The organism is Hydrogenophaga sp. (assembly GCF_026125785.1).
Lineage (GTDB): Bacteria > Pseudomonadota > Gammaproteobacteria > Burkholderiales > Burkholderiaceae_C > Hydrogenophaga.
This window is the reverse complement of record NZ_JAHCKL010000018.1, coordinates 54163-77373: the sequence shown is the minus strand read 5'-3', so window position 1 is coordinate 77373 and position 23211 is coordinate 54163. Positions and strand designations below refer to the sequence as shown.

Genomic DNA, 23211 nt, shown 5'->3' with positions numbered 1-23211 from the left:
TCCAGACTTCACTGTTCGGTGCCACCGATGCCGCCGGCATCCCTGATGCCATCGCCGTGCAGATGGCCGAGGTGTTCTCCGGCGACGTGGACTTCTACCGGGACCTGCGGCGCGGCGACCGCTTCTCCATCATGTACGAAGCCCTGGAGGCTGACGGCGAATTTGTACGGCCGGGTCGGATCCTGGCCGCGGAATTCGTCAATCAGGGACGGGTACTGCGCGCCGTCTATTTCGAGGACCCGAACGGCCGCGGCAGCTACTACACGCCGGACGGCCGCAACATGCGCCGTGCCTTCCTGCGGTCGCCCCTGGAGTTCTCCCGCATCACGTCCGGCTTCACCACCGCACGTTTCCATCCGATCCTGCAGAAATGGCGGGCCCACAAGGGGATCGACTACGCCGCGCCGGTCGGAACGCCGGTGCGTGCCACGGCGGATGCGGTTGCCGCCACGGTCGGGCACCAGAAAGGCTACGGCAACGTCATCGTCCTGCGCCACGCCAACAGCATCCAGACCGTATATGCGCACCTGTCCGGGTTCCGGCGGGATCTGAGGGCCGGCACCCGCGTGCAGCAAGGCGAAGTCATCGGCTATGTGGGCATGACCGGACTGGCCACCGGCCCGCACCTGCACTACGAATTCCACGTCAACGGTCTGCACGTGGATCCGCTGCGCAGCGCGCCCCAACCCGGTCCACCCATCACCGCCCAGCTGCGCCCGGCGTTTCAGACCGCGGCACGCGACATGGTCGAGCGTCTCGAGCAGATCCGCGAGTTGAATCTCGCTGCGCTGGAATAGACGCGACGGCTCAGCGCCGCATCTCCAACGACAAAGGGGCCATGGGCCCCTTTGTCGTTATGCGGGCAGTGGCGCCCTCAGGCGGAGAACGACGAACCGCAACCGCAGGTGGTGGTGGCGTTGGGGTTCTTGATGACGAACTGTGCGCCTTCCAGATCTTCCTTGTAGTCGATCTCGGCGCCCACCAGGTACTGGTAGCTCATGGCATCGATCAGCAGCGAGACACCGTTCTTCGTCATGGTGGTGTCGTCGTCGTTGACCACTTCGTCGAAGGTGAAACCGTACTGGAAGCCGGAGCAGCCGCCGCCCTGCACGAAGACGCGCAGCTTCAGGTCGGGGTTGCCCTCTTCGGCCACCAGTTCAGCGACCTTGGCGGCAGCGCTGTCCGTGAAGATCAGCGGTGCGGGCATTTCAGTGGGGATGTTTTCGGCCACGGCGCTCATGGATCACCTCTCGGGGTAGGGGGTTGGCCGAACCATCGGCCATGGAATCAAGGTGGGTGCGGTTCACCCGGGGACAAGGCGGCATGCTAATGGAAAACGCCTTCAGGCAGCGCTCAGCTGTTGTTTGCCGCCAGTTTCAGTGTGGGTTTGTCGTCGACGCTGGCCATGGGCTTGAGCTGGCCGCTGATGGTGGCACCCTGGTGCATTTCCAGCGCCTTGTAGGACACGTCCCCCTCGATGCGGGCCTTGGGCTGCAGTTCAAGAAGTTCGAAGGCCAGAACCGGGCCCTTGACGTGGCCATTGATGATGACGTGGTCGGCGTGGATCTGGCCGGTGACCGTGGCCACTTCGCTGACCACCAGGATGCTGGACTGCTGGTCGCTGGCGCGTATGTCGCCGACGACCTCGCCGTCGATGCGAAGGCCGTCATGGAAATACACATGACCCTCGATGCGGGTGCCCTGGGCGATCAGGCTCTTGATGGGCGGCTGCTTCTTCTTGTTGAACATGGTGATGTCCTCCGGGGGATCATGTTCGCACCCAGGGTGGCCGGTGCGAAAGGGTAAAAACAGCGCCGTCTCAGGCGCGCGAAGCCAAGGGACAGAGCATAGCCACGTCAGGCGGCATGCCCGCTTGCACGACGACGAGCGGCATGCATTCAGAGATTGGCACTCTGCATGGACCGCACGGAACCTCCCTGCAGGATTCTGGCGGTCACATTCTTGACCACGGCCTGCGCGGGCACGTCCACCAGGCCTTCCATGCGCAGATAGCCTTTGATCAGGACCGGCTGAGGTGTCGGCGCCTGGGTGGCTTTCCAGGGTTTGCCGGCCACGGTACCGACGAAGGTGACCTCCAGGGCCCCCTTGAAATCGGGCGCGTTCTTGCTCGCTTGCATCATGAGCACCTGCCAGCGGAGCTGCGTGTCCGAGACCCGCTCGGCCTGCAGGCCCCGAATGCTCAGCGCGTCGGTACCCGAGCCTGGGATGAGGCGCTCGAAGAAGCCAAGATCGTTGCGCAGGGTCTGGTTGTCGGCCTGCAATTGCCGGATCTGCAGCATCAGCTGTTCCTGGGTGCTGCGCTCGGTGATCAGCAGGCTTTCAGAGGTGTTGGCCACCGATTGCGCCTCTTTCAGGTCGCTCCGCAGGACCTGCACCTCGCGGCGCAACTGATCAAGCTCGCGCGCCGCGTTGCGGTCCAGACCCGCGATGTCCTTGCCAAACTCGAAGGACCACACCGCCAGCGCGGCCGAAAAGCCCAGCATGACCGCGCCCAGCAGCCAGCGCAGCGGCCAGGGCAGCCTGCTGCGCACCGACACCATCGGTGCACTGACCGTGAGCCGTCTGCGCAACAGGCGAAAACGCATGCAAACCTTTCAAAGTGCAAGAAAAGGAAACCAGGGCCCTGAATGCAAAAACCGCCCCAAGTCTGACTTGTAGGCGGTTTCTGCGTGGGCGTCCGGCTGCGCTTAGCGCTTGCTGAACTGCTTGCGGCGGCGTGCGGAGCGCAGGCCGACCTTCTTACGTTCCACTTCGCGGGCGTCGCGGGTAACGAAGCCGGCGTTGGACAGCTCGGACTTGAGCGCCGCGTCGTAGTCGATCAGAGCGCGGGTGATGCCGTGACGCACCGCACCGGCCTGGCCCGACTCGCCGCCACCGTGCACGTTGACCTGGATGTCAAAGGTCTCGGCGTGGTTGGTCAGCAGCAGGGGCTGCTTGGCGATCATGATGGAGGTCTCGCGGCCGAAGTAGGCCTGGATGTCCTTGCCATTGACCGTGATCTTGCCGCTGCCCTTCTTCAGGAAGACGCGAGCGACGCTGGATTTGCGACGGCCAGTGCCGTTGTTCCATTCACCAATCATCTCGAGGCTCCTTTAGGCGTTGATTTCCAGCACTTGCGGCTGCTGGGCGGTGTGCGGATGCTCCGCACCGCCGTACACCTTGAGCTTCTTGATCATGGCGTAGCCGAGCGGACCCTTGGGCAGCATGCCCTTGACGGCCTTCTCGAGCGCACGGCCAGGATGCTTGGCCTGCATGTCGCGGAAGTTGGTGCCATAGATGCCGCCGGGGAAGCCCGAATGGCGGTAGTACACCTTGTCCAGGGCCTTGGTGCCCGTGACGCGGAGTTTGGCTGCGTTGATGATGACGATGTAATCGCCGGTATCGACGTGAGGCGTGTAGATGGCCTTGTGCTTGCCGCGCAGTCGGAGAGCCACTTCACTGGCAACTCGTCCGAGGACCTTGTCGGTCGCGTCAATCACAAACCACTCGTGCTTCACGTCAGCGGGTTTTGCGCTGAACGTTTTGGTCATGAGTCTTCTCGCGAAGGGTGGTTTGGCCGCTCTTTTCCACGGTCGGCCGCTCTCTGGAGGAGCGCTCTTAGGTGGGATATGGTTGCTTCGCCGCGGAGCAGGCAGATCGCTGCGAAGCCCGCTATTGTACGAAATTCAGCGGTGGATGTCGAGGCGCTCGGCAATGGGCTTCCATTTGAGGTATTCACCCTCCAGGTAGGCCCGGGCGTCGGTCTGGGCGGCCAGGGGGGCGGGCTCGATGGCGAGCTCGCGCAAGGCGGCGACGTAGGCAGGATCCTGCAAAGCCTTCATGACGGCACTGCGCAACCGGCTCACCACCGGCTCCGGGGTGTTCTGAGGCACGGCGATGAGGTAGGCGGTCTCGGCGTTGAAACCGGGCACGCCCGCCTCGGCGATGGTCGGCAGATCGGGCACGGCCGGCGAGCGCTGGCGCCCCGTCACCCCGAGCATGCGGACTTTGCCTGCCCGATGGTTGGCGAGCGAGCCGCTGATGGCATCGAAATAGACCTGGATGTGGCCGCCCATGAGGTCGGTCAGGGCAGCGGCCCCACCCCGGTAGGGCACGGGCGTCATCCGGATGTTGCCGGCCTTTTCCATGAACAGCTCGGTCGTCAGCCGGATGAACCCGCCGGTACCGACGGTGCCGTAGGAGTGCTCACGGCTGTCGGTCTGCAGGTAGCGGACCAGTTCGGCCACGTTGCGCGCGGGCACGTCGTTGTTCACCACCAGGGCCAGAGACTGGGTACCCACGATGGCAACCGGCACCAGATCGCGGAACGAGGGCGTGGGTACGCCGGGGGCCGCGGTGAGCAGGTTGACGACCAGGGTGCCGGTCGTGCCGACCGCCACGGTGTAGCCATCGGCGGGGGCGCGGACGACCGCCTGGGTACCGATGTTGCCGCCGGCACCCGCGATGTTCTCGACGATGACCGAGCCGCCGAGCAGCGGACCGACGTGTTCGGCCAGCCGGCGAGCGAACAGGTCGGTGCCACCGCCCGCCAGGACCGGGGCGATGAATTTCACGGGGCGCTGGGGATAGGCTGCGTCGGCCGCGAGCGCTGGGCCTGCCAGTGCCGCCATGGCGGCCGCCAGGCTCAGCAGGCACCGGCGTCGCAGGAGGGAGGTTCTGGTTGTCATGCGCGGATCGTCCTTTCTGGGAGGGGGGAGGAAGAGAAAGCGGGCACGCGCAACCGCGCCGGCGGCGAGCGCCCGGCGGGAAGAACGCGGGGGACGGGGACGCAGGACGGTCGCAGGTCGGCCGCAACCGCCTGCGCAGGGGCAGGCTTACTGCGTCTTGATGTTGGCTTTGCGGATGGTCTCGCGCCAGCGCTCGCGGTCCTGTTCAACGGCCCGGGCGAAATCCGCCGGCCCGGCGCAAGCCACGATTTCCTTGAACTGCTGCTGCGTCTCGGGTTGGCGGCAGATGTCGAGCACGGCAGCGGCCAGGGCCGACACCTTGGCCGCAGGCGTCTTGGCGGGGGCGAAGAAGCCAAACCACAGCGGCACCGCCAGACCGTCGACTTTCAAGGCCTGGGCCACGGTGGGCGCACCGGCTGCGCTGGGCAGCGGGTTCTGGGAGAACGTGGCAAGCACGCGCAGCTTGCCCGCCTTGACCAGTTCCTCGAGCGCGACGGAGGTGGAGGTGAAGGCATCCACGCGGCCACCGAGCACCTCGGTGAAGGCCGAGGTAATGCCCTGGAAGGGCACGTGCAGGAAGCTGGTTCCGGTGGACTGGCCCAGCAACTCACCCAGCAGGTGGGAGATGGAGCCCACGCCTGTATTGGCCACGCTCAACTGGCCCGGACGCTGACGCGCATCCTGCAGCAGGTCGCCGATGGTCTGGTAGGGGCTGTCCTGGCGCACTGCGATCGCCATCGCGAGGTCGGCCACCATGGCCACCGGCACCAGGTCTTTCGCAGGGTCGTAGGGCATGCGCTCGCGCAGGAAAGGCATGATGGTGAGCGGGCCACCACCCATCGCCATGAACAGGGTCCGGCCATCGGCCGGCGCGCGGGCCACCATGGAGGCCGCGATGGACCCGGAAGCCCCGGGCTTGTTGTCCACGATCACAGACTCGCCCAGACGCGTCTGCAGGCGATCGGCGTAATAGCGCGTGATCGTGTCGCCCTGCCCGCCTGCGCCTGCCGGCACCACGATCGTGGTGTGCTGCGCTTGCGCGCCCGCCATGCACGCCCAGAGAGTCAGCATGGCGCCCATGCAACGGATTCTTTTCATCGTCAGCTCCTGTCGGTTGTCGTACGGGGTGATGTTTTGCTCAGGCGGCTTCGGCCAGGTAAGGTTCGCCCAGGTTGGCCATCAGGCGGTTGGCCCAGCCGAACATGGCCACCGAATGAACCAGGTCGAGAATCTCCAGATCGGTGAGCCCGGCTTCGCGCAAGGGGCGCAGGTGCTGCGCCGAGAGCTCGCCCGGCTGGAGCGTGAGCGCGGTCGAGAAGCGGATGATCGCGCGGTCGCGCGCGGATGCACCGGCCGTGTGGGGGTCCTCGAACAACTGCGCGACCACGTCGTTGCGCTTGGCCAGTTGCTCGAAGAAGCGCGAATGCACGGAGCAGCAGTACACGCAGCCATTGATGCGCGAGGCGGCCATCGCACCCAGTTCGCGCTCGGCGCGTGGCAGGCCGCGCGGGGCGTACATCACCGCGTTGAAGGCGGTGGAACGCGTGTGCAGGATGGACGGCTGGTGGGCCAGCAAGAGGTAGTAGTCCGAGGTCTTCGCCGTCTGGTGCGCGGCGTCCAGCGCGGCGAGCTGTTCGGGCGTGGCCTGGTCGATCCGCACGACGTCGAGCCAGGCGCGCCATTTGAGCATCGCGTTGGTGAAGCCATGCGCCTCGATGAGGGCGCCCACGGAAAGATGCTCGTTGGCCAGGATGCCGACCTTGTCCGCGGCGGGTGCCGCATCCGCGATGGGCGAAACCGCCAGCGTACCGTCCTCCTGGGCGGCTTTCAGGGCCTTCAAGCCCGACACCAGGCGTGTCTGGTACGAGATGAAGGCAATGAGCTGTGCCAGCAGCACGGTGCTGGGCGTGGACAGTCCGGCGGCCGGCAGTTGCATGAGTGCGGCCTTGTCTCCCTCAGTGGGCCGTTCGGTCAGGATGCGGGCGAACGTCATCATGGCGCGCAGCGATGGGTCGGCAAAGGCCTGTGGAGCGGCCCCGGTGTCGGCCAGCGAGACCAGCACCGGATCCGCGCCAGCGTCCAGCGCACGATCGCGGTAGTGCCCGGCCAGTGCGGGGGACGGCGTGAGCCGGCATGCGTACAGCGCCACCAGCAACCGATGCGACAGGGACAGGTCGGTCAGCGAGGGATCCAGCATGGCGTCGTGACTGAGCTGCGCGGTGGCCACGACCTTGTCACGCTGGTGCCGCAACGTGTGCGTGGCGGAGCCCGCCACGAGCCCGGCGGCACGGTCGATCAGGTCAGCAGGGCGGTTGGCGGTGGAGGTGTCGGTCATGTGTGAGGTTCCATGGACGGTTGCGAGGAGGAAGGCGAAGCAGGCGCGGCCAGCGGGCCGGCGGGTGTCCACTCGTACCCATAGAGCTCGGGCTCCGCGTACGACTGGATGTTGGCGAAGTGGAAGTCGCGGTCTTCAGCGTAGAACTGCGCCGCCATGCCGTCGGCCAGGCGGCGGGCGACGATGCTGATGCCGGGAATGTCACCCGCGACCGTGCCGTGCGTGAGCAGCGCCGGGAAGCAGAAGCAGTGCACGCGGTCCAGCCCGGGCAGCGTCCCGGGAACCCGCTCCTGCAACTCGAACACCGGCCCGAGGTAAGGCATCTCGGACAGGCTGGCGTCCTGCTTGTCGGCCGGCGGCTGGTACACATCGCGCCAGGCTTTCAGGTGCTGGCCCAGCAGGGCGAACTCGGGGCGAAAGTTCCAGTCCACCCGGAAGCCGGTGGCGAAGATCAGGAAGTCCAGTTCGATCCGTCCTTTGCCCGTGTCCACCTGCAGCGCGCCACCGTCGAGCCGGGCGCCCTGGATGGGGCAAGCGAAGTGAAAGCGCGCGTTGGCATGGCGCGAGACGCGCAGGGTGCTGCCATGCGGCGGCGGCGTCTGCTCGGCGTTGATGTACTGGCGGATCTTCCATTTCCACGCGTCGGGCAGTTGAACGTGTCCGTGCGAGAGGCCCGGATTGCCGGCACCCTTGGCTTTGTTGGCGCGGGGAAAGTCCTTGCGGCGAATCAGGATGTCCACGCTGGCGGCACCGCATTCGAGCGCCGTGGCCGCGCTGTCCATCGCCGAAGCGCTTGCGCCCACCACGCCCACGCGCTGGCCGGCCAGCAGGCGGTAGTCCATGGTGTCCGAGGAATGCGCCCATCGGTCCGGCGGCAGGCCGGTCACGAAATCCGGTACCGACGGCCCGCCCAGACCGGCAAACCCGGTGGCCAGGACGACGCGGCGCGCGAGCCAGTCCTGGCAACCCTGGGCCGTCTCGATGGTCAACGCCACCAGGCGATCGGCCCGAGGCTGGATCGCCACCAGACGGTGTTCGTTGCGGACGTCCACCTCCATCACGCGGCGGTACCAACGCAGGTAGTCCATCCATTGCAAGCGCGGGATCTTGTCCAGCGCTTGCCAGGCCGCTTCTCCGAACTGGGCTTCGAACCAGGCCCGGAACGTCAGGGCGGGCAAACCCAGTGCCGGACCGGTGAGCTCCTTGGGCGAGCGCAAGGTTTCCATGCGCGCCGTGGTGGCCCAAGGCCCTTCGAAACCTTCCGGAGACCGATCGAAAACCACCGGCGCGATACCGGCGTGGCGCAGCGCGGTGGCGGCGGCCAGTCCGGCTTGCCCGCCACCGATGATGGCCACATCCAGCACGCCCTCCCGGGTTGGCGGCATCCAGGGCCGGGGCGGCAAGCCCAGCCAGGCCAAGTCCTGTTTCAGCCGGGCCTCCAGGTCGGCCAGGCCTTCCGAAGGCGTACGAGAGTGCAGAATCATGTCTGCAGTCTATCGTTCCGAACTGGAACATCATTTCAATATTTCCATGGAACAAGCGCCAAATGGGTATTTCATACTCATTTGTTGATGCTTCAGGCAATGTGATCCCTTTCCATGGAGCGTTGCGAGAACAAGGTGCACGCACGGTGCCATTTCGCAGGCTCACCGAACGCGCCCGACAACCCGCTACCATCGGACGATGTTCAGCTACCGCCATGCATTCCACGCCGGCAACCACGCCGACGTGCTCAAGCACATCACCCTGATCGCCACACTGCGGCACTTGATGCGCAAGGAAGCGGGCATCACGCTGATCGACACCCACGCGGGCGCCGGGCTGTACAGGCTGGACGGGGACTACGCGCAAACCGGCGCGGAAGCCCGGGACGGGGTGGTCAAGCTCATGGCCACCCTGCGACCGCACGGACAAGCCCCGGCGGCGGCTGCCACGGCCATTGACGACTACCTGGACCTGATCGCCAGCTACAACCCTTCAGGCACGCTGCGCGTCTACCCCGGGTCGCCGTTCGTCATGCACCCACTGATGCGGACCGAATCGCGCGACCGGCTCAAGCTGTTCGAGTTGCACCCGACCGACAGCCGCACGCTGGCCGGCAACATCGAGCAGCTCGGCGCGGGGCGGCAGATCGCTGTTGCACGCCAGGACGGCTTCGAAGCCCTGCGGCCCTTGCTGCCCCCTCCGCCATCGGCGACCGGCTCCAAGCGCGCCCTGGTGCTCATCGATCCCAGCTACGAAATCAAGAGCGACTACGCCAAGGTCAGTTCTTGCATGCAAGACGCCTTGAAGCGGTTTCCGACCGGAACCTACCTCGTCTGGTACCCGGTGATCCCACGGCCAGAGGCACACGAACTGCCCCGGCGGCTGAAAACCCTCTCGAACCAGGCGCAGCGGCCCTGGCTGCACGCCACCCTGGCCATAGGCCGCGATCCGGCCGACGGCCCGGACGACCGGCCTGGGCTGACCGCCAGCGGCATGTTCGTGATCAACCCGCCCCATACGCTCAAGGCCACACTGGCCGAAGCGCTGCCGCAACTGCTCGGCCACCTGGGCCGGGGCAAGGGCCAGGGCCAGGCCCTGGAATCCGGCGGCTGAGGAGCCTACTGGGGACGTGCCAACACCATGGTCCAGTAGCGGCCATAGGTGCTGCCAGCCTGCTGCACACAGCTCACCGCCACGTCGCGGAACTCCGCCCGCATGATGTTGGCGCAGTGGCCGGCGCTGCCCAGCCAGCCACTCATGACGGCGCTCACGGTCTGCTGCCCGGCAGCGATGTTCTCCCCGGTCCACGACCAGGCGTAGCCCTCGGCGGCAATGCGCTGGGAGTGCGTGCGGCCATCCAGGCCGGTGTGGGAGAAATAGTTGTTGACCGCCATGTCCCGCGAGTGTTTGGCCGCTGCGGAGAACAGGCGATCGTCCCAGTTCAGCGGGTCGACTGCGGGCATGGCGGTGGTGCCGCAGGTGCGCGGCGAGGCCCGAGCGGCATTGATCTGCTGCAGCAGGCTGTTGCGGAAGTCCGCCAGACCGCAACTGGTGCTGGCGTCGAGCGCCACCAGGCCGCTGGCGCTTCCACCCGCCCCTGACGACGACCCGGTGTCGGTGGCCGGCGTCGCACCAATGGTGCCCGACGGCGTGGAGGCGGCGGACGTGCTGTCGTCAGACCCCCCGCCGCCGCAGGCCGCCAGCACCAGGCTGCAGGCCAGCAGAGCGGCCATGAGGCCGGGAGAACAGCGCGAGGGCCGAGGAAACGCGTGGATAGGCATGGACAAGACTCTAGGGGCGCCGGCGGAAGGCCGGGTAAGCGAATGTGCAAACGGTGGTGAAGGCCGGACAAACCCCGATCTCGTTGCCCCCGATTAGCCGACCGATTGGTCGGCTAATTCGCTATACTGCCTCGGACGCGGCCTTCCGCGAGGAGACGACGCCCCATGTACACCCAGTCTTTCAATGTCCCGGACGGGGCATCGGCCAGCGCGGTCAAGGCGGTCCCCGCCTCTCAGGACCCGGCCGATGCCGCGCGGCAGGCCCATTTCGACACGGTGATCGACGCCGACGGCAAGATCGAGCCCCGCGACTGGATGCCCGAGGCCTACCGCAAGACCCTGGTGCGCCAGATCAGCCAGCATGCGCACAGCGAGATCGTGGGCATGCTGCCGGAGGGCAACTGGATTTCGCGCGCGCCCAGCCTCAAGCGCAAGGCGATCCTGGTGGCCAAGGTGCAGGACGAGGGCGGCCACGGCCTGTACCTGTACAGCGCGGCGGAAACATTGGGCACCAGCCGTGACCAGATGTTCGACGCGCTGCACAGCGGCCGCGCCAAGTACAGCTCGATCTTCAACTACCCGACCCTGACCTGGGCCGACGTGGGCGTGATCGGCTGGCTGGTGGACGGCGCGGCGATCATGAACCAGATTCCGCTGTGCCGCTGCAGCTATGGCCCGTATGCGCGGGCCATGATCCGCGTCTGCAAGGAAGAGAGCTTCCACCAGCGCCAGGGTTTCGAGGCGCTGATGACCATGATGCAGGGCACGGCCGAACAACGGGCCATGGTGCAGGACGCCGTGAACCGCTGGTGGTGGAAATGCCTGGCGATGTTCGGCCCCCCCGACGCCGACAGCCCCAACAGCGTGCAGGGCATGCGCTGGGGAATCAAGCGCATCTCCAACGACGACCTGCGCCAGAAGTTCATCGACGCCACGGTGCCCCAGGCCGAAGTGCTGGGTGTGACCCTGCCCGACCCAGAGCTTCGCTGGAACGAGGCGCGCGGTCACCACGACTACGGCCAGATCGACTGGGACGAGTTCTGGGCCGTGGTCAATGGCGACGGTCCCTGCAACAAGGAGCGGCTGGCCACGCGCGTGAAGGCCTGGAACGACGGCGCCTGGGTGCGCGAGGCCGCGCTGGCCCATGCCCGCAAGCAGCAGGAACGCGCCCTGAAGGAGGCCGCATGAACACCCCGCTCAAGGAATGGCCGCTGTGGGAAGTCTTCGTTCGCAGCAAACAGGGACTGGAGCACAAGCACTGCGGCAGCCTGCACGCCAGCGATGCGCAGCACGCGCTGCACCTGGCGCGCGATGTCTACACCCGCAGGCAGGAAGGCGTCAGCATCTGGGTGGTGCAGTCCAGCAGCATCACGGCCAGCGAACCCGACAGCAAGGACAGCTTCTTCGACCCGGCGGCGGACAAGGTGTACCGGCACCCCACGTTCTACGAGATCCCCGACAAAGTGGGGCACATGTGATGGAAGGTTTGTTGGCGAAGGGCGTTTCACGTTCAACGCCAGGAAAGGCCGCATGAACACAGCCACCGCCCCTGTCGACTACCTGCTGCACCTGGCGGACAACGCGCTGGTGCTGGGTCAGCGCAACGCCGAATGGTGCGGCCATGGTCCGATCCTGGAAGAGGACCTGGCGCTGGCCAACCACAGCCTGGACCTGCTGGGACAGGCGCGCCTGCTCTATCAGCACGCGGCGTCAAACATCAACACGGACGCCGCGCTGGCCAGGCGCTTCGCGCACCTGCAGGGCGCCCGCACGCAAGGCGCGGTGACGGAAGACACGCTGGCCTATTTCCGCGACGTTGCCGAGTTCCGCAACTTCACCTTGCTGGAACTGCCCCACCACGGCCCGCTGGCGGGCCCCGCGGCCGGCGACCGCGACTACGCCACCACGATCACACGCAACTTCCTCTATGGCGCGCTCATGGTGCTGTGGTGGGAAAGGCTGCAAACCTCGTCGGACAGGCAACTGGCCGCCATCGCGGCCAAGTCGCTCAAGGAGGCGCGCTACCACCTGCGCCATGCAGGCGACTGGCTGGTGCGCATGGGCGATGGCACGGCACAGTCGCACGAACGCGCGCAGGCCGCTCTGGCGCACCTGCTGCCTTGCACGCAGGAGTTCTGGACAGGCTGCGAGGCCGAGGCGCAGGCGGTGCAGAACGGCTCGGGTGTCGTGACGGCGGCGCTGCGGCCGGACTGGGACGCCCTGGTCGACGAGACGCTGGCCGAGGCATGCCTGCAGCGCCCGCCAGCCGGCGGCTACGTGACGCAGGGCAAGCATGGCGTGCACTCGGAGCACATGGGTTTTCTGCTGGCGGAGATGCAAAGCCTGGCACGCGCGCACCCGCAGGCCGTCTGGTAAGGCCATGCGCGCCATGCACGACGCCATCTGGACCACACTGGATGCGCTTTGCGATCCGGAGATACCGGTGGTGAGCCTGCGAGAACTCGGCATCCTGCGCGAGGTGCGCACCGCTGCCGATGGCGTGACCGAGGTGGTCATCACGCCAACCTACAGCGGTTGCCCGGCCATGGGGCAGATTGAAGACGATGTGCATGCCGCGCTCGCGCGCTCGGGCCTGGCGGCGCGCGTGGTCACGCAGCTCGCGCCGGCCTGGACCACGGACTGGATAAGCGAATCCGCGCGTGAGAAGCTGCGCGCCTTCGGCATCGCGCCTCCGCCACGCGGCGGCCCCCAGCCGCTGACGTTCTCGCGCAGGAAGCCGCCACGCGAAGCTGTGGCCTGCCCACGGTGCGGCTCCACACACACCACCGAAACCTCGCCGTTCGGCTCCACCGCCTGCAAGGCCATGTACCGCTGCCTGGACTGCCTGGAGCCTTTCGACCTCTTCAAATCGTATTGAGCGAGCCCCACCATGAGCCCTGTCACCGCCCGCTTCCACGAGCTCCCGATCGCGCGCGTCAACCCCGAGGCAGTGGGTGCGGTAGCCATCACGCTGGCGGTGCCGCCAGCGCAGCGCGAGGCCTTCGCGTTCGAGCCCGGACAGTTCCTCACCGTGCGTGCGCGCATCGACGGCCAGGATGTGCGACGCAGCTATTCGATCAGCAGCGCCCGCAGCCTCTACACCACGCGGGGCGAACTCACGCTGGGCATACGGCCGGTGGAGGGCGGCGTCTTCAGCAACTGGGCCGCGGGCACGCTCAAGGCCGGCGACACCCTGCAGGCCATGCCACCGGACGGCCGCTTCACCGTGCACCGGCCGCGCGCCCTGCACCGCGTGGGTTTCGCGGCCGGCTCGGGCATCACCCCCATTCTCTCCATCATGACCAGCACGCTGGAGGAGTCGCCCACCGCCAAGTTCACGCTGGTCTATGGCAACCGCCGCATGGCCAGCGTGATGTTCAACGAAGCCCTGCAGGACCTCAAGGACCGCTTCCGCGACCGGCTGACCCTGATTCACATCCTGTCGCGCCAGGCGCAGGAAGTGCCCCTGCTCGAAGGCCGCATCGACGGCGACAAGGTGCGCGCCATCGTCGGTGCCCTGCTGCCCGTGGCCAGCATGGACGAAGTCTTTGTCTGCGGCCCCGAGGCCATGATCGAAGCCACCGAGGCGGCCTTGCTGGGCGCCGGCCTGAAGCCAGAACGCATCCATGCCGAGCGCTTCACGTCGCCCACGCTGGAGGCGTTGCCACGTGCCCAGCGCGAGCGTGTGCAACTCGGCCACCCGGCGCTCTCCACTTCCGGCAAAGTGGCGCTGACCGTGGTGCTCGACGGCAAGCCGCATGCGTTGCGCATGGGCCGCGACGAACGTGTGCTGGACGTGGCGCTGGACGCCGGCCTGGACCTGCCCTGGTCGTGCCGGGGCGGTGTGTGCTGCACCTGCCGCGCCAAGGTGCTGGAGGGCTCGGTGGCCATGGACAAGAACTTCACGCTGGAACCCTGGGAAACCAGCCAGGGTTTCGTGCTGAGCTGCCAGGCCAGACCCACCAGCGACCATGTGGTGGTGAGCTACGACGAGCGCTGATGCAGCCCCGTGCTCAGAAGCGCCAACCCAGGCCCACGCTCAGCAGCAAAGGATCGACCTTGAAGGTACCCAGCTGGGTGCCACCGGCACTGACGTCGGTCTGAATGAAGACCTTTTTCAGATCGACGTTCAGGTAGAGCTTGTCGGCCAGCGGAATGTCCACGCCCACCTGCAACGCCGGGCCGAAGCTGTTGCGCTTCACGTCGGCCGCGCCACCGAGCACGTTCACCGAACTGAAGCGCGTGTAGTTGATGCCCGCGCCCAGGTAAGGCTTGATGCCGTACGCGGTGTCGAAGTGGTACTGCAACGTCAGCGTCGGCGGCAGATGCCGCAGGCTGCCGATGTCGACGCCATTGGAGCTCAGTGTCTGCTTCTGCGGCACGGTGAGGATCAGCTCGGCCGCGATGTTGCGGTTGAAGAAGTAGCTGAAGTCGACCTCGGGCAAGGTCTTGTTGTTGATGGCCAGCCCCAGTCCGGTGCTGTCCTTGTTGGCACTGTCCAGGTGCACCGCACGGGCGCGCACCAGCAGCGTGCCCTCCTTGAAGTCCTGCGCATGGGCGGCACCCGAGGCCGCCACACAGAGCGATGCCACGGCAACGATGGCGATGAGAGGTTTTTTCATGATGATCGTCTGACAACCAGAAACGGGAAGATTCCCGCGACCATTACAGGTGCCGTGCGACACGAGGGCGTTGACCCAGGTCAAGCGGCTGCAGAACCCGTCTGCAGGATCAAGGGCCTTTGACGCAGGTCAACCCGCGAAGGCTCTGCATCAATCGCGCAGCAACACCACCGGCGCCACGCCAGCTTGCACCACGCCGATGGAAGCCGCGGCCGCCCGGCTCAGGTCGATGATGCGCCCGCGCACATGCGGCCCCCGGTCATTGATGCGCACCACCACCTCCTGGCCGGTGGTGGCGTGGCGCACGCGGACCTGCGTGCCAAATGGCAGCGAGTTGTGCGCGGCGGTGAAGTCGTTCATGTCAAAGACCTCGCCGCTCGCGGTGCGCCGCCCATGAAAGGTCTCGCCATACCAGGATGCCAGCCCGCGCTGGATCTCATCGACGCCCACGGTGCCCGTCGGCTGCGGCGCGTCCGGCGGCAGTGAAGGCAGGTCCGGCGCACGCGTGGCGCAACCACCCAGCCAGAGCAGGGTGGCCAACGCCAGCGTGAGCGCGGGCCGCAGGCTCATGCCAGGCCCAGGCGTTGCACGATCGCGGTGGTCGCCGCGCTCTGGTTCATGGTGTAGAAGTGCAGCCCCGGCGCACCCGCGGCGCGCAGGCGTTCGCACAGCGCGCTCACCACGTCCAGCCCGAAGGCCTTGATGGACTCGGTGTCGTCACCGAAGGCCTGCAGCCGCAAGCGGACCCAGCGGGGGATTTCCGCGCCGCAGGCATCGGAAAAGCGCATGAGCTGAGTGGAACTGGTGATGGGCATGATGCCGGGCACCACGGGCACGTCCACGCCGAGGCGGTGCAGGTCGTCCACGTAGCGGGCGTAGGCGTCGGCATTGAAGAAGTACTGCGTGATGCCCGAATCCGCGCCCGCACGAACCTTGGCCAGGAAGGCCTCCAGGTCGGCTTGCGGCGATCGGGCCTGCGGATGGGTCTCCGGGTAGGCCGCCACCTCGATGTGAAAGCGCTCGCCGGTCTCGGCACGGATGAAGGCCACGAGGTCGCTCGCGTAGCGGAACTCGCCACCGACGCCGTAGCCGCTGGGCAAGTCGCCGCGCAAGGCGACGATGCGACGGATGCCCGCCGCCGAGTAGGCCGCCAGGCGTTCACGGATGCTCTCGCGCGACTGGCCAATGCAGCTCAGGTGCGGCGCGGCCGGACAGCCCTCGCCCATGATCTCGGTGACGGTCTGCAAGGTACCGTCCTGCGTGGAGCCGCCAGCGCCGAAGGTGACGGAACAGAACTCGGGCCGCAGCATGTAGAGCTGCTGCCGCACGGCGCGCAGCTTGACGGCGCCCTCGGGCGTTTTGGGCGGAAAAAACTCGAAACTCAATGGCAGTGCCATGCAGGCTGCTCCTTGCGTCAGACGCGTTCACCCACCTGGGCGAACACGAAGAATTCACGGTTGCCGTCACCCCCGGTGATCGGGCTTTCAAAATAGTCGCGCAGCGCCAGGCCCTGTGCCACGCAGGCCTGGGCGATGCGTTCGCGCACCCGCTCCAGGCTCGCCGGGTCCTTGACCAGTCCGCCTTTGCCGATGTGCCCGGGCTGCAGCTCGAACTGCGGCTTGACCAGCATCAGCAAATGGCCACCAGGCACCAGCAAGGGCTCGATGGCCGGCCACACCAGCGTCTGCGAGATGAACGACAGGTCGCCCACCGCCAGATCGAAGGGCGGCGCACCGCCCGCGTCCCGCAGCGCCTGTGCGCTCAGCTCGCGCGCATTGCACTTCTCGATGCAGACCACGCTCGGATGGTTCCGCAGCGAGGCATGCAACTGGCCCTGCCCCACGTCCACACCCACCACCTGCGCCGCGCCGTGCTGCAGCAGGCAGTCGGTGAAGCCACCGGTGCTCTGGCCCACATCGAGCACGCGCAGTCCGCTCACGTCCAGCCCCACATGCGCCAGGGCACCGTCGAGCTTGAGGCCGCCACGCGAGACAAAGCGGGTCTCGGCGGCATCCAGAAGCTCCAGTTCCGCCAGGCCCGGAAGCTCGTCGCCGTTCTTGGCCACCGTCTTCCAGCCCCCACCGGCCTGGCGCCATCGCACGCCAGCGGCGATCAGCCGCTGCGCCTGCGAGCGCGTGGCCGCCAGGCCCCGCTCCACGAGAAGTTGATCGGCACGCATACCACTCGAACGCAACCCGTTCCGTCCGCACGGAGCCCGCGAAGTACCTGAGGGGCCTTCGAAAGGCTCAGGCCGGACGGCCATCGGTTGCCGGGCGACGCATCAATACCGGTACGTGTCCGGCTTGTAGGGGCCGTGCTTCGGCACACCGATATAGGCGGCTTGCTCATCGGTGAGCTCGGTCAGCTGGGCACCCACCTTCTTGAGGTGCAGCCGCGCCACTTTCTCGTCCAGGTGCTTGGGCAGCACGTAGACCTTGCCCAGGTCGTAGCTGTCGGCGTGGGTGAAGAGTTCGATCTGCGCGATGGTCTGGTTGGCGAAGGACGAGGACATCACGAAGCTGGGATGGCCGGTGCCGCAGCCCAGGTTCACCAGGCGTCCCTTGGCCAGCAGGATGATGCGCTTGCCATCCGGGAAGATCACGTGGTCGACCTGCGGCTTGATCTCTTCCCACTGGCACTTGGCCTCGAGCTCGGCGACCTGGATCTCGTTGTCGAAGTGGCCAATGTTGCAGACGATGCTCTGGTCCTTCATGGCCGCCATGTGGGCGTAGGTGATGACGTCGCGGTTGCCGGTGGTGGTGACAAAGATGTCGGCCTTGTCGGCGGCGTACGCCATGGTCACCACGCGGTAGCCCTCCATCGCGGCCTGCAGGGCGTTGATGGGATCGATTTCGGTCACCCAGACCTGGGCCGAGAGCGCGCGCAGCGCCTGGGCCGACCCCTTGCCCACGTCGCCATAGCCCGCCACCACGGCCACCTTGCCGGCGATCATCACGTCGGTGGCGCGCTTGATGCCATCCACCAGCGACTCGCGGCAGCCATAGAGGTTGTCGAACTTGCTCTTGGTCACCGAGTCGTTGACGTTGATGGCGCGGAACATCAGGGTGCCCCGGGCGGCCATTTCCTTTAGGCGGTGCACGCCGGTGGTGGTCTCTTCCGTCACGCCGATGATCTGTGCGCTCTTGCGGCTGTACCAGCTGGAGTCTTCGGCTAGCTTGGCCTTGATCGCGGCAAACAGGATGCGCTCTTCTTCGCTGCCGGGGTTGGCCAGCACGGAAGCGTCCTTCTCTGCCTTCTTGCCCAGGTGCATGAGCAGCGTCGCATCGCCGCCGTCGTCCAGGATCATGTTCGGGCCCTCGCCTTCCGTGCCCTTGGCGCCGAAGTCGAAGATGCGGTGCGTGTAGTCCCAGTAGTCCACCAGGGTTTCGCCCTTGACGGCGAAGACCGGGGTGCCGGCGGCGGCGATGGCGGCTGCCGCGTGGTCCTGGGTGGAGAAGATGTTGCAGGAGGCCCAGCGCACCTGTGCGCCCAGCGCCTGCAGGGTCTCGATCAGCACCGCGGTCTGGATCGTCATGTGCAGCGAGCCGGTGATGCGCGCACCCTTGAGCGGTTGCTTGGCGGCGTATTCCTCGCGGATGGCCATGAGGCCGGGCATCTCGGTCTCGGCGATCCTGATCTCTTTGCGGCCCCACTCGGCCAGGCCGATGTCGGCGATCACGCAGTCGGTGTTCGCGGGGTTGTTCAGACGTGCATTCATGGTTGTTCGCTCCAGATGGTTGAAAACCACAGCTCGGGGCGAAATGGACTCATCGCACGAGGTGTGGATGAGCGTCGTTGCATGGATGGTCCGAGCCTCACGCCCGCTGCCGGCCGGTGCCGGTGGGGCGCTGCAACGCTCCTCGGATGGCGGGATTTTAGCCGAGGAATGCCCGGGCGCGCCTGTGAGAAACTGCCGGACGCCCATGGACATGCTGCCCCTAGACCTCTGGCCCGTCGACGCCCGCGCCCGCATCCACGGCGTGCTGACCGACATCGACGACACCCTGACCACCGAAGGCGCCATCACGCCGCCCGCACTGGCTGCGCTGCAAAGGCTGCGCGCCGCGGGTCTGCCGGTGATGGCCATCACCGGCAGACCCGCAGGCTGGAGCGCGCCTTTTGCGCTGGCTTGGCCGGTGGACGCCATCGTGGCCGAGAACGGCGCGGTGGCGCTCTGGCGCGATGCGGGCGGGGGACTGGCGCGCGCCTACCTGCAGGACGCCGCCACCCGCGCGGCCAACTTCGCCCGGCTGCAGGCGGTGGCGGCCCAGGTGCGCGCGGACATCCCCGAGGCCCGCCTGGCCGAGGACAGTCCCGGACGGGAGACCGACATCGCGATAGACCACAGCGAATTCCACCACCTGGACGCGCCCACCGTTGCCCGCGTGGTGGCGCTCATGCGCGCCGCCGGACTGCATGCCACGGTGAGCTCCATCCACATCAACGGCTGGATCGGCGACCACGACAAGCTGGTCGGCGCGCGCTGGATCGTGCGCGAGCGCCTGGGCCGCGACCTCGATGCCGAGTTGCCGCATTGGGTCTACGTCGGCGACTCGACCAACGACGCGCGCATGTTCGCCCACTTCCCCCACAGCGTGGGCGTGGCCAATATCGCGCGTTTCCAGGACGCCCTGCCCCACAAGCCCCGGTATGTGACGCGCGGCGAGCGGGGCGCGGGCTTTGCCGAAGTGGTGAGCGCGGTGTTGGACGCGCGCCTGGAGACCCGCGCATGAACCATCCGGCACGGCTGGGTCTGTTCGCCATCTTCGGCTCCACGTTCCTGGAACTGGTGGGCTACTTCATGCTCACGCCCCTGCTGATCCTGCGGCTCAAGGCCGACGGTGTGTCCACCGCGCTGGCCGGGGTGTTCGCCGCCAGCGCCTGGCTGGGCGTCTTCCTGATGACGCCCTTCGCCTCGGCCATCACCCAGCGCATCGGGCGGCGGCCGACGCTGTGGCTGGCCGCGCTGATCCCGGTGCTCACCACCACCGGCTTCACACTCACGGCCTGGCTGCCGCTGTGGTTTGTCTTCAACCTGGCCGGCGGCATGGCCTCGGGCCTGCGCTGGGTGCTGGCCGAGGCGGTGGTGGCGGAGTTTTCGCCGCCTGGCCAGCGCGGCCGCTACGTGGGCATCTTCGAAACCATGGTCGGCACCACCTTCGTGCTCGGCCCACTGTTGCTGGCCTGGGTCGGCGCACAGAGCGCGGCCGCGCTGTGGGCCGCGCTGGCCTTCATGGCCGCCGGCCTGCTCTGGAGCCTGCTGATACCGCGCCTGCCCGATGCGGCCGATGCGCACAGTGCGCGCGTCGGGCTTCGAGGCGTGTGGCATGCGCTGCGCGCGCATCCGCTGATCATGACGGTGGGCTTCGTCGGCGGCTTCTTCGAAAGCGGGCTGACCGCCATCCTGCCGCTCTACGGCCTGGCACTGGGCCTGGGCGCCACCGCCGCCGCCCTGCTGGTGTCGGCCAGCGGCCTGGGCAGCGCACTGATGATGCTGCCAGCCGGCATGCTGGCCGACCGCATGGCCCATCACCCACGCCAGCGCTGGGGCGATGCGCGCGGCGCGCGCCTGCGGCTGCTGCGGGCGTGCGCGGTCATCACGCTGCTGGCCACGCTGGCCATTCCCTTCGCGGCAGGCACGCCCTGGCTGGCCGCCCCCGTGGCCTTCCTCTGGGGCGGCGCCGGCGGCTGCCTGTACACGCTGGCGATGATCGACATCGGCTCGCGCGAGACCGGCATCACCCTGGTCAACAGCACCGCGGTGCTGGTGCTGTCCTACACGCTGGGCGGCGTGCTGGCCCCCGCATGGGGCGCAGCGGCACTGCAGTGGGCTCCGGCGGTGGGTTTCCCGGCGCTGCTGGTCGGCATCGCCGGGCTCGGCTGCTGGCTGTTGAGACCGAGGCGGCTGCCCCCATCTGCGGGAACCCGACGGGCGTAAGCGGCTCCCACCCACACGAAAGGACACTCCCATGCCCATCCCCTGGCTGGCCGCCTTGAAAGTGATTCCCTGGGGCGACGTGATCGAACACGCGCCCAAGGTGCTCGGCGCAGCCCGCAAGCTGCTGGACCGCCAGAAGGCACCGCCCATCGCCACCCCGGCGCCCACCCCGCTGGACCTGGGCGATGCGCCGCCCAGCCTGGGCGAACTGAAGAACCGCCTGGTGGAAGCACGCCAGCTCATCGACCAGCAGGCGCAGACTCAGCAGCAACTGACCCAGACGCTGGCCGAACTGGCGGAACAGAACGCGCGCCTGGTGAGCGCCGTGGAACTGCTGCGCGTGCGCACGCGCATGCTGATCTGGGCCGTGATGCTCCTGGGGCTGGGCGTGATCTGGCTGCTCGCCCGCTGACGGCCGAAGCGCTCAGCCGGGCACGTCCAGCGTGGCGTCGCAACCCTTGCCGGCCGCGATCCAACGCCGCGCCAGACGGCGCAGCAAAGGCGCGGCCCAGCGCCAGCGCGGCCCCAGCAGCGCCCGCGTGTCGCTGAGCACGCCACAGCGGTAGAGGCTCTGCCCGGCGTCCCAGCGCAGCGCATCGCACGCACCCAGGCGGCGGCGCGAGATGACCTGCCCCAGCGGGCAGGGTTCGGCCAGGCAGCACACGCCGCAGCCATTGCAGGGTGCGCCCAAGGCCGGTTTGGCCGGCGCATCGGGGTGGATGTGGATGACCTGGTCCGTGCGCATCACACCCGGTTCAGCACCGGTCCCAGCACACGCCCGGTGTGCGTGCCCAGCCGCACCACCTCGTCCGGCGGGGCGGCCGCGACGATGCGCCCGCCACCCGCCCCGCCTTCGGGGCCGAGGTCGATGATCCAGTCGGCCTCGGCCATCACGTCCAGGTCGTGCTCGATCACCACCACGCTGTGGCCGCCATCCACCAGGCGATGGAGCACGCGGATCAGTTTTTCCACGTCGGCCATGTGCAGGCCGACCGTGGGTTCGTCCAGCACGTAGAGCGTGTGAGGCGCCTTCTGGCCGCGGCGCCCCACGTCGTCGCGCACCTTGCTCAGCTCGGTCACCAGCTTGATGCGCTGCGCCTCGCCGCCGGAGAGCGTGGGGCTGGGCTGGCCCAGCGTCAGGTAGCCCAGCCCCACGTCCTTGAGCAGTTGCAGCGGGTGGCTGATGGCAGGCATGCTGGCGAAGAAGTCCACCGCCTCGTCCACCTCCATCTGCAGCACGTCGCCGATGCTCTTGCCTTTCCAGGTCACGGCCAGGGTCTCGGGGTTGAAGCGCGCGCCGTGGCAGACCTCGCAGGGCACCTTCACGTCCGGCAGGAAGCTCATCTCGATGGTGCGCATGCCCTGGCCCTCGCAGGCCGGGCAGCGGCCCTCGCCGGTGTTGAAGCTGAACCGGCCCGGCCCGTAGCCACGCGCCTTGGCCTCCAGCGTGTCGGCGAACAGCTTGCGCACCGTGTCCCAGAAGCCGATGTAGGTCGCCGGACAGGAGCGCGGTGTCTTGCCGATCGGCGTCTGGTCGACTTCGAGCACACGGTCCACCACCTCCGCACCCAGCAGCCGCTCGCAGCCGATCCAGGCGGGACGCTGCCCTTTGTCCCAGGCGGTGCGCCCGGCCTGCGTGGCGCGCATCGCCACGGCGCTGGACGCATTGGCCAACAGCACGTCGCGCGCGAGCGTGGACTTGCCCGAGCCGCTCACGCCGGTGATGACCACCAGGCGCTGCAAGGGCACGTCGGCATCGAGCCGGTCCAGGTTGTGCAGCCGCGCGCCACGCAACTGCAACCAGGGCAGGTCCTTGGCGCCCTGCACATCGCGGCGCGGCCGCAGGGGATGCTTCATCGCGTGCAGCAGGTAGCGCCCGGTGACCGAGTCCGGTGTCGCGGCCAGATCGTCCACCGTGCCTTGCGCCACCACACGGCCACCGCGTTTGCCCGCGCTGGGGCCGATGTCGATGATGTGATCGGCGCGCCGTATGGTGTCTTCATCGTGCTCGACCACCACCAGGGTGTTGCCCTGCTCGCCCAGCTTGTGCAGCGCATTGAGCAGGATGGCGTTGTCGCGTGCGTGCAGGCCGATGGTCGGCTCGTCCAGCACGTAGCACACGCCCTGCAGGTTGCTGCCCAACTGCGCAGCCAGGCGGATGCGCTGCGCCTCGCCGCCGCTGAGCGTGGGCGCGCCACGGTCCAGCGTCAGGTAGTTCAACCCCACCTCCTCCAGGAACGCCAGCCGACTCTCGATCTCGGGCAGCAGGTCGCGCGCAATGCCAGCTTCGCGGCCCGTCAGCGCGGACGGTACAGCCCCCTCGGCGAGCAACGACCCGCGCAGCGGCGGAGCGTGGGAGCCA

25 protein-coding genes, 2 pseudogenes and 1 riboswitch are annotated in these 23211 nt (G+C 67.6%); of the genes and pseudogenes, 10 read left to right on the top strand and 17 right to left on the bottom strand.

Annotation, left to right across the window (positions count from 1 at the left end; translation table 11 throughout):
* Window positions 1–797: M23 family metallopeptidase (locus KIT53_RS15550; RefSeq protein ID WP_297754267.1), on the top strand; the 797-nt coding region annotated here is incomplete at its 5' end.
* A gap of 77 nt (window positions 798–874) precedes the next feature.
* Here KIT53_RS15550 and erpA read toward each other — a convergent pair.
* From erpA to KIT53_RS15505, 9 genes are all read right to left on the bottom strand, one after another.
* Window positions 875–1240: an iron-sulfur cluster insertion protein ErpA gene (gene erpA / locus KIT53_RS15545; protein ID WP_297754264.1), complete on the bottom strand. Its 366-nt coding sequence runs from the start codon at window positions 1238–1240 to the stop codon at window positions 875–877.
* 113 nt (window positions 1241–1353) lie between these two features.
* Complete coding sequence (locus tag KIT53_RS15540) at window positions 1354–1749, bottom strand: polymer-forming cytoskeletal protein (protein WP_297754261.1); 396 nt, start codon at window positions 1747–1749, stop codon at window positions 1354–1356.
* Window positions 1750–1898: 149 nt separating this feature from the next.
* Window positions 1899–2606 carry a DUF6776 family protein gene (locus tag KIT53_RS15535; protein ID WP_297754258.1) on the bottom strand — a complete coding sequence of 236 codons (708 nt, stop codon included), beginning with the start codon at window positions 2604–2606 and terminating at the stop codon, window positions 1899–1901.
* Window positions 2607–2708: 102 nt separating this feature from the next.
* Window positions 2709–3101, bottom strand: coding sequence for a 30S ribosomal protein S9 (gene rpsI, locus KIT53_RS15530; RefSeq protein ID WP_297754256.1), 393 nt, complete (start codon window positions 3099–3101; stop codon window positions 2709–2711).
* Between the two features lie 12 nt (window positions 3102–3113).
* Window positions 3114–3551: a 50S ribosomal protein L13 gene (gene rplM, locus KIT53_RS15525; protein WP_297754253.1), complete on the bottom strand. Its 438-nt coding sequence runs from the start codon at window positions 3549–3551 to the stop codon at window positions 3114–3116.
* A 135-nt stretch (window positions 3552–3686) separates the two neighbouring features.
* A complete protein-coding gene (locus tag KIT53_RS15520; protein ID WP_297754250.1) occupies window positions 3687–4688 on the bottom strand; it encodes a tripartite tricarboxylate transporter substrate binding protein in 1002 nt (333 codons plus the stop codon).
* Window positions 4689–4835: 147 nt separating this feature from the next.
* Window positions 4836–5786, bottom strand: a complete 951-nt coding sequence (locus KIT53_RS15515) for a tripartite tricarboxylate transporter substrate binding protein (RefSeq protein WP_297754247.1) — start codon at window positions 5784–5786, stop codon at window positions 4836–4838.
* 40 nt (window positions 5787–5826) lie between these two features.
* Complete coding sequence (locus KIT53_RS15510; RefSeq protein WP_297754245.1) at window positions 5827–7023, bottom strand: peroxidase-related enzyme; 1197 nt, start codon at window positions 7021–7023, stop codon at window positions 5827–5829.
* Window positions 7020–8507, bottom strand: a complete 1488-nt coding sequence (locus KIT53_RS15505; protein WP_297754242.1) for an NAD(P)/FAD-dependent oxidoreductase — start codon at window positions 8505–8507, stop codon at window positions 7020–7022. The genes KIT53_RS15510 and KIT53_RS15505 overlap by 4 nt, the downstream gene beginning before the upstream one ends.
* Window positions 8508–8706: 199 nt before the next feature.
* Here KIT53_RS15505 and rlmJ point away from each other — a divergent pair, with 199 nt between their 5' ends.
* A complete protein-coding gene (gene rlmJ / locus KIT53_RS15500) occupies window positions 8707–9621 on the top strand; it encodes a 23S rRNA (adenine(2030)-N(6))-methyltransferase RlmJ (RefSeq protein ID WP_297754238.1) in 915 nt (304 codons plus the stop codon).
* A gap of 5 nt (window positions 9622–9626) precedes the next feature.
* Here rlmJ and KIT53_RS15495 read toward each other — a convergent pair whose 3' ends face one another.
* Window positions 9627–10241, bottom strand: a complete 615-nt coding sequence (locus tag KIT53_RS15495; protein WP_297754237.1) for a CAP domain-containing protein — start codon at window positions 10239–10241, stop codon at window positions 9627–9629.
* Window positions 10242–10454: 213 nt separating this feature from the next.
* Between KIT53_RS15495 and paaA the strand changes: the two genes are divergently transcribed.
* Genes paaA through KIT53_RS15470 form a run of 5 tightly spaced genes read left to right on the top strand, consistent with a single transcriptional unit; the run spans window position 10455 to window position 14289 of the window.
* Entirely contained in the window at window positions 10455–11477 is a 1023-nt protein-coding gene (gene paaA, locus KIT53_RS15490; RefSeq protein WP_297754234.1) for a 1,2-phenylacetyl-CoA epoxidase subunit PaaA, read from the top strand.
* Window positions 11474–11767, top strand: coding sequence for a 1,2-phenylacetyl-CoA epoxidase subunit PaaB (gene paaB / locus KIT53_RS15485; protein ID WP_297754231.1), 294 nt, complete (start codon window positions 11474–11476; stop codon window positions 11765–11767). Before paaA ends, paaB begins: the two co-directional genes overlap by 4 nt.
* A gap of 52 nt (window positions 11768–11819) precedes the next feature.
* Window positions 11820–12665: a 1,2-phenylacetyl-CoA epoxidase subunit PaaC gene (gene paaC / locus KIT53_RS15480; protein WP_297754229.1), complete on the top strand. Its 846-nt coding sequence runs from the start codon at window positions 11820–11822 to the stop codon at window positions 12663–12665.
* 13 nt (window positions 12666–12678) lie between these two features.
* The gene (gene paaD / locus KIT53_RS15475; protein WP_297754225.1) at window positions 12679–13167 is read left to right on the top strand and encodes a 1,2-phenylacetyl-CoA epoxidase subunit PaaD; all 489 of its coding nucleotides are present in this window, start codon (window positions 12679–12681) and stop codon (window positions 13165–13167) included.
* A 12-nt stretch (window positions 13168–13179) separates the two neighbouring features.
* Window positions 13180–14289, top strand: coding sequence for a 2Fe-2S iron-sulfur cluster-binding protein (locus tag KIT53_RS15470; protein WP_297754222.1), 1110 nt, complete (start codon window positions 13180–13182; stop codon window positions 14287–14289).
* 13 nt (window positions 14290–14302) lie between these two features.
* Here KIT53_RS15470 and KIT53_RS15465 read toward each other — a convergent pair whose 3' ends face one another.
* From KIT53_RS15465 to ahcY, 5 genes and pseudogenes are all read right to left on the bottom strand, one after another.
* On the bottom strand, window positions 14303–14911 hold the full coding sequence (locus tag KIT53_RS15465) for an OmpW family outer membrane protein (protein ID WP_297754218.1): 609 nt from the start codon (window positions 14909–14911) through the stop codon (window positions 14303–14305).
* 150 nt (window positions 14912–15061) lie between these two features.
* Window positions 15062–15343 (bottom strand): annotated as a pseudogene (locus tag KIT53_RS15460) (septal ring lytic transglycosylase RlpA family protein); the annotation flags it as partial.
* Window positions 15344–15477: 134 nt separating this feature from the next.
* A complete protein-coding gene (gene metF / locus KIT53_RS15455; RefSeq protein WP_297754216.1) occupies window positions 15478–16308 on the bottom strand; it encodes a methylenetetrahydrofolate reductase [NAD(P)H] in 831 nt (276 codons plus the stop codon).
* Between the two features lie 17 nt (window positions 16309–16325).
* On the bottom strand, window positions 16326–17090 hold the full coding sequence (locus KIT53_RS15450) for a TlyA family RNA methyltransferase (RefSeq protein ID WP_297754213.1): 765 nt from the start codon (window positions 17088–17090) through the stop codon (window positions 16326–16328).
* A 102-nt stretch (window positions 17091–17192) separates the two neighbouring features.
* Window positions 17193–18629 (bottom strand): adenosylhomocysteinase, encoded by a 1437-nt coding sequence (ahcY, locus tag KIT53_RS15445; protein WP_297754210.1) that lies wholly within the window; start codon window positions 18627–18629, stop codon window positions 17193–17195.
* Between the two features lie 62 nt (window positions 18630–18691).
* Window positions 18692–18779: riboswitch (S-adenosyl-L-homocysteine riboswitch) on the bottom strand.
* 61 nt (window positions 18780–18840) lie between these two features.
* Here ahcY and KIT53_RS15440 point away from each other — a divergent pair.
* Genes KIT53_RS15440 through KIT53_RS15430 form a run of 3 tightly spaced genes read left to right on the top strand, consistent with a single transcriptional unit; the run spans window position 18841 to window position 21261 of the window.
* Window positions 18841–19644 (top strand): HAD-IIB family hydrolase, encoded by an 804-nt coding sequence (locus KIT53_RS15440; protein WP_297754276.1) that lies wholly within the window; start codon window positions 18841–18843, stop codon window positions 19642–19644.
* Window positions 19641–20849 (top strand): MFS transporter, encoded by a 1209-nt coding sequence (locus tag KIT53_RS15435; protein ID WP_297754207.1) that lies wholly within the window; start codon window positions 19641–19643, stop codon window positions 20847–20849. Before KIT53_RS15440 ends, KIT53_RS15435 begins: the two co-directional genes overlap by 4 nt.
* 31 nt (window positions 20850–20880) lie before the next feature.
* Window positions 20881–21261 carry a hypothetical protein gene (locus tag KIT53_RS15430; RefSeq protein ID WP_297754205.1) on the top strand — a complete coding sequence of 127 codons (381 nt, stop codon included), beginning with the start codon at window positions 20881–20883 and terminating at the stop codon, window positions 21259–21261.
* A gap of 12 nt (window positions 21262–21273) precedes the next feature.
* Here the strand turns inward: KIT53_RS15430 and KIT53_RS15425 are convergent, their stop codons facing one another.
* Entirely contained in the window at window positions 21274–21594 is a 321-nt protein-coding gene (locus tag KIT53_RS15425; protein ID WP_297754203.1) for a hypothetical protein, read from the bottom strand.
* A pseudogene (locus KIT53_RS20295) lies at window positions 21594–23150 on the bottom strand (excinuclease ABC subunit A); the annotation flags it as partial. The pseudogene KIT53_RS20295 and the gene KIT53_RS15425, both read right to left, overlap by 1 nt.
* Window positions 23151–23211 lie beyond the last annotated feature (61 nt).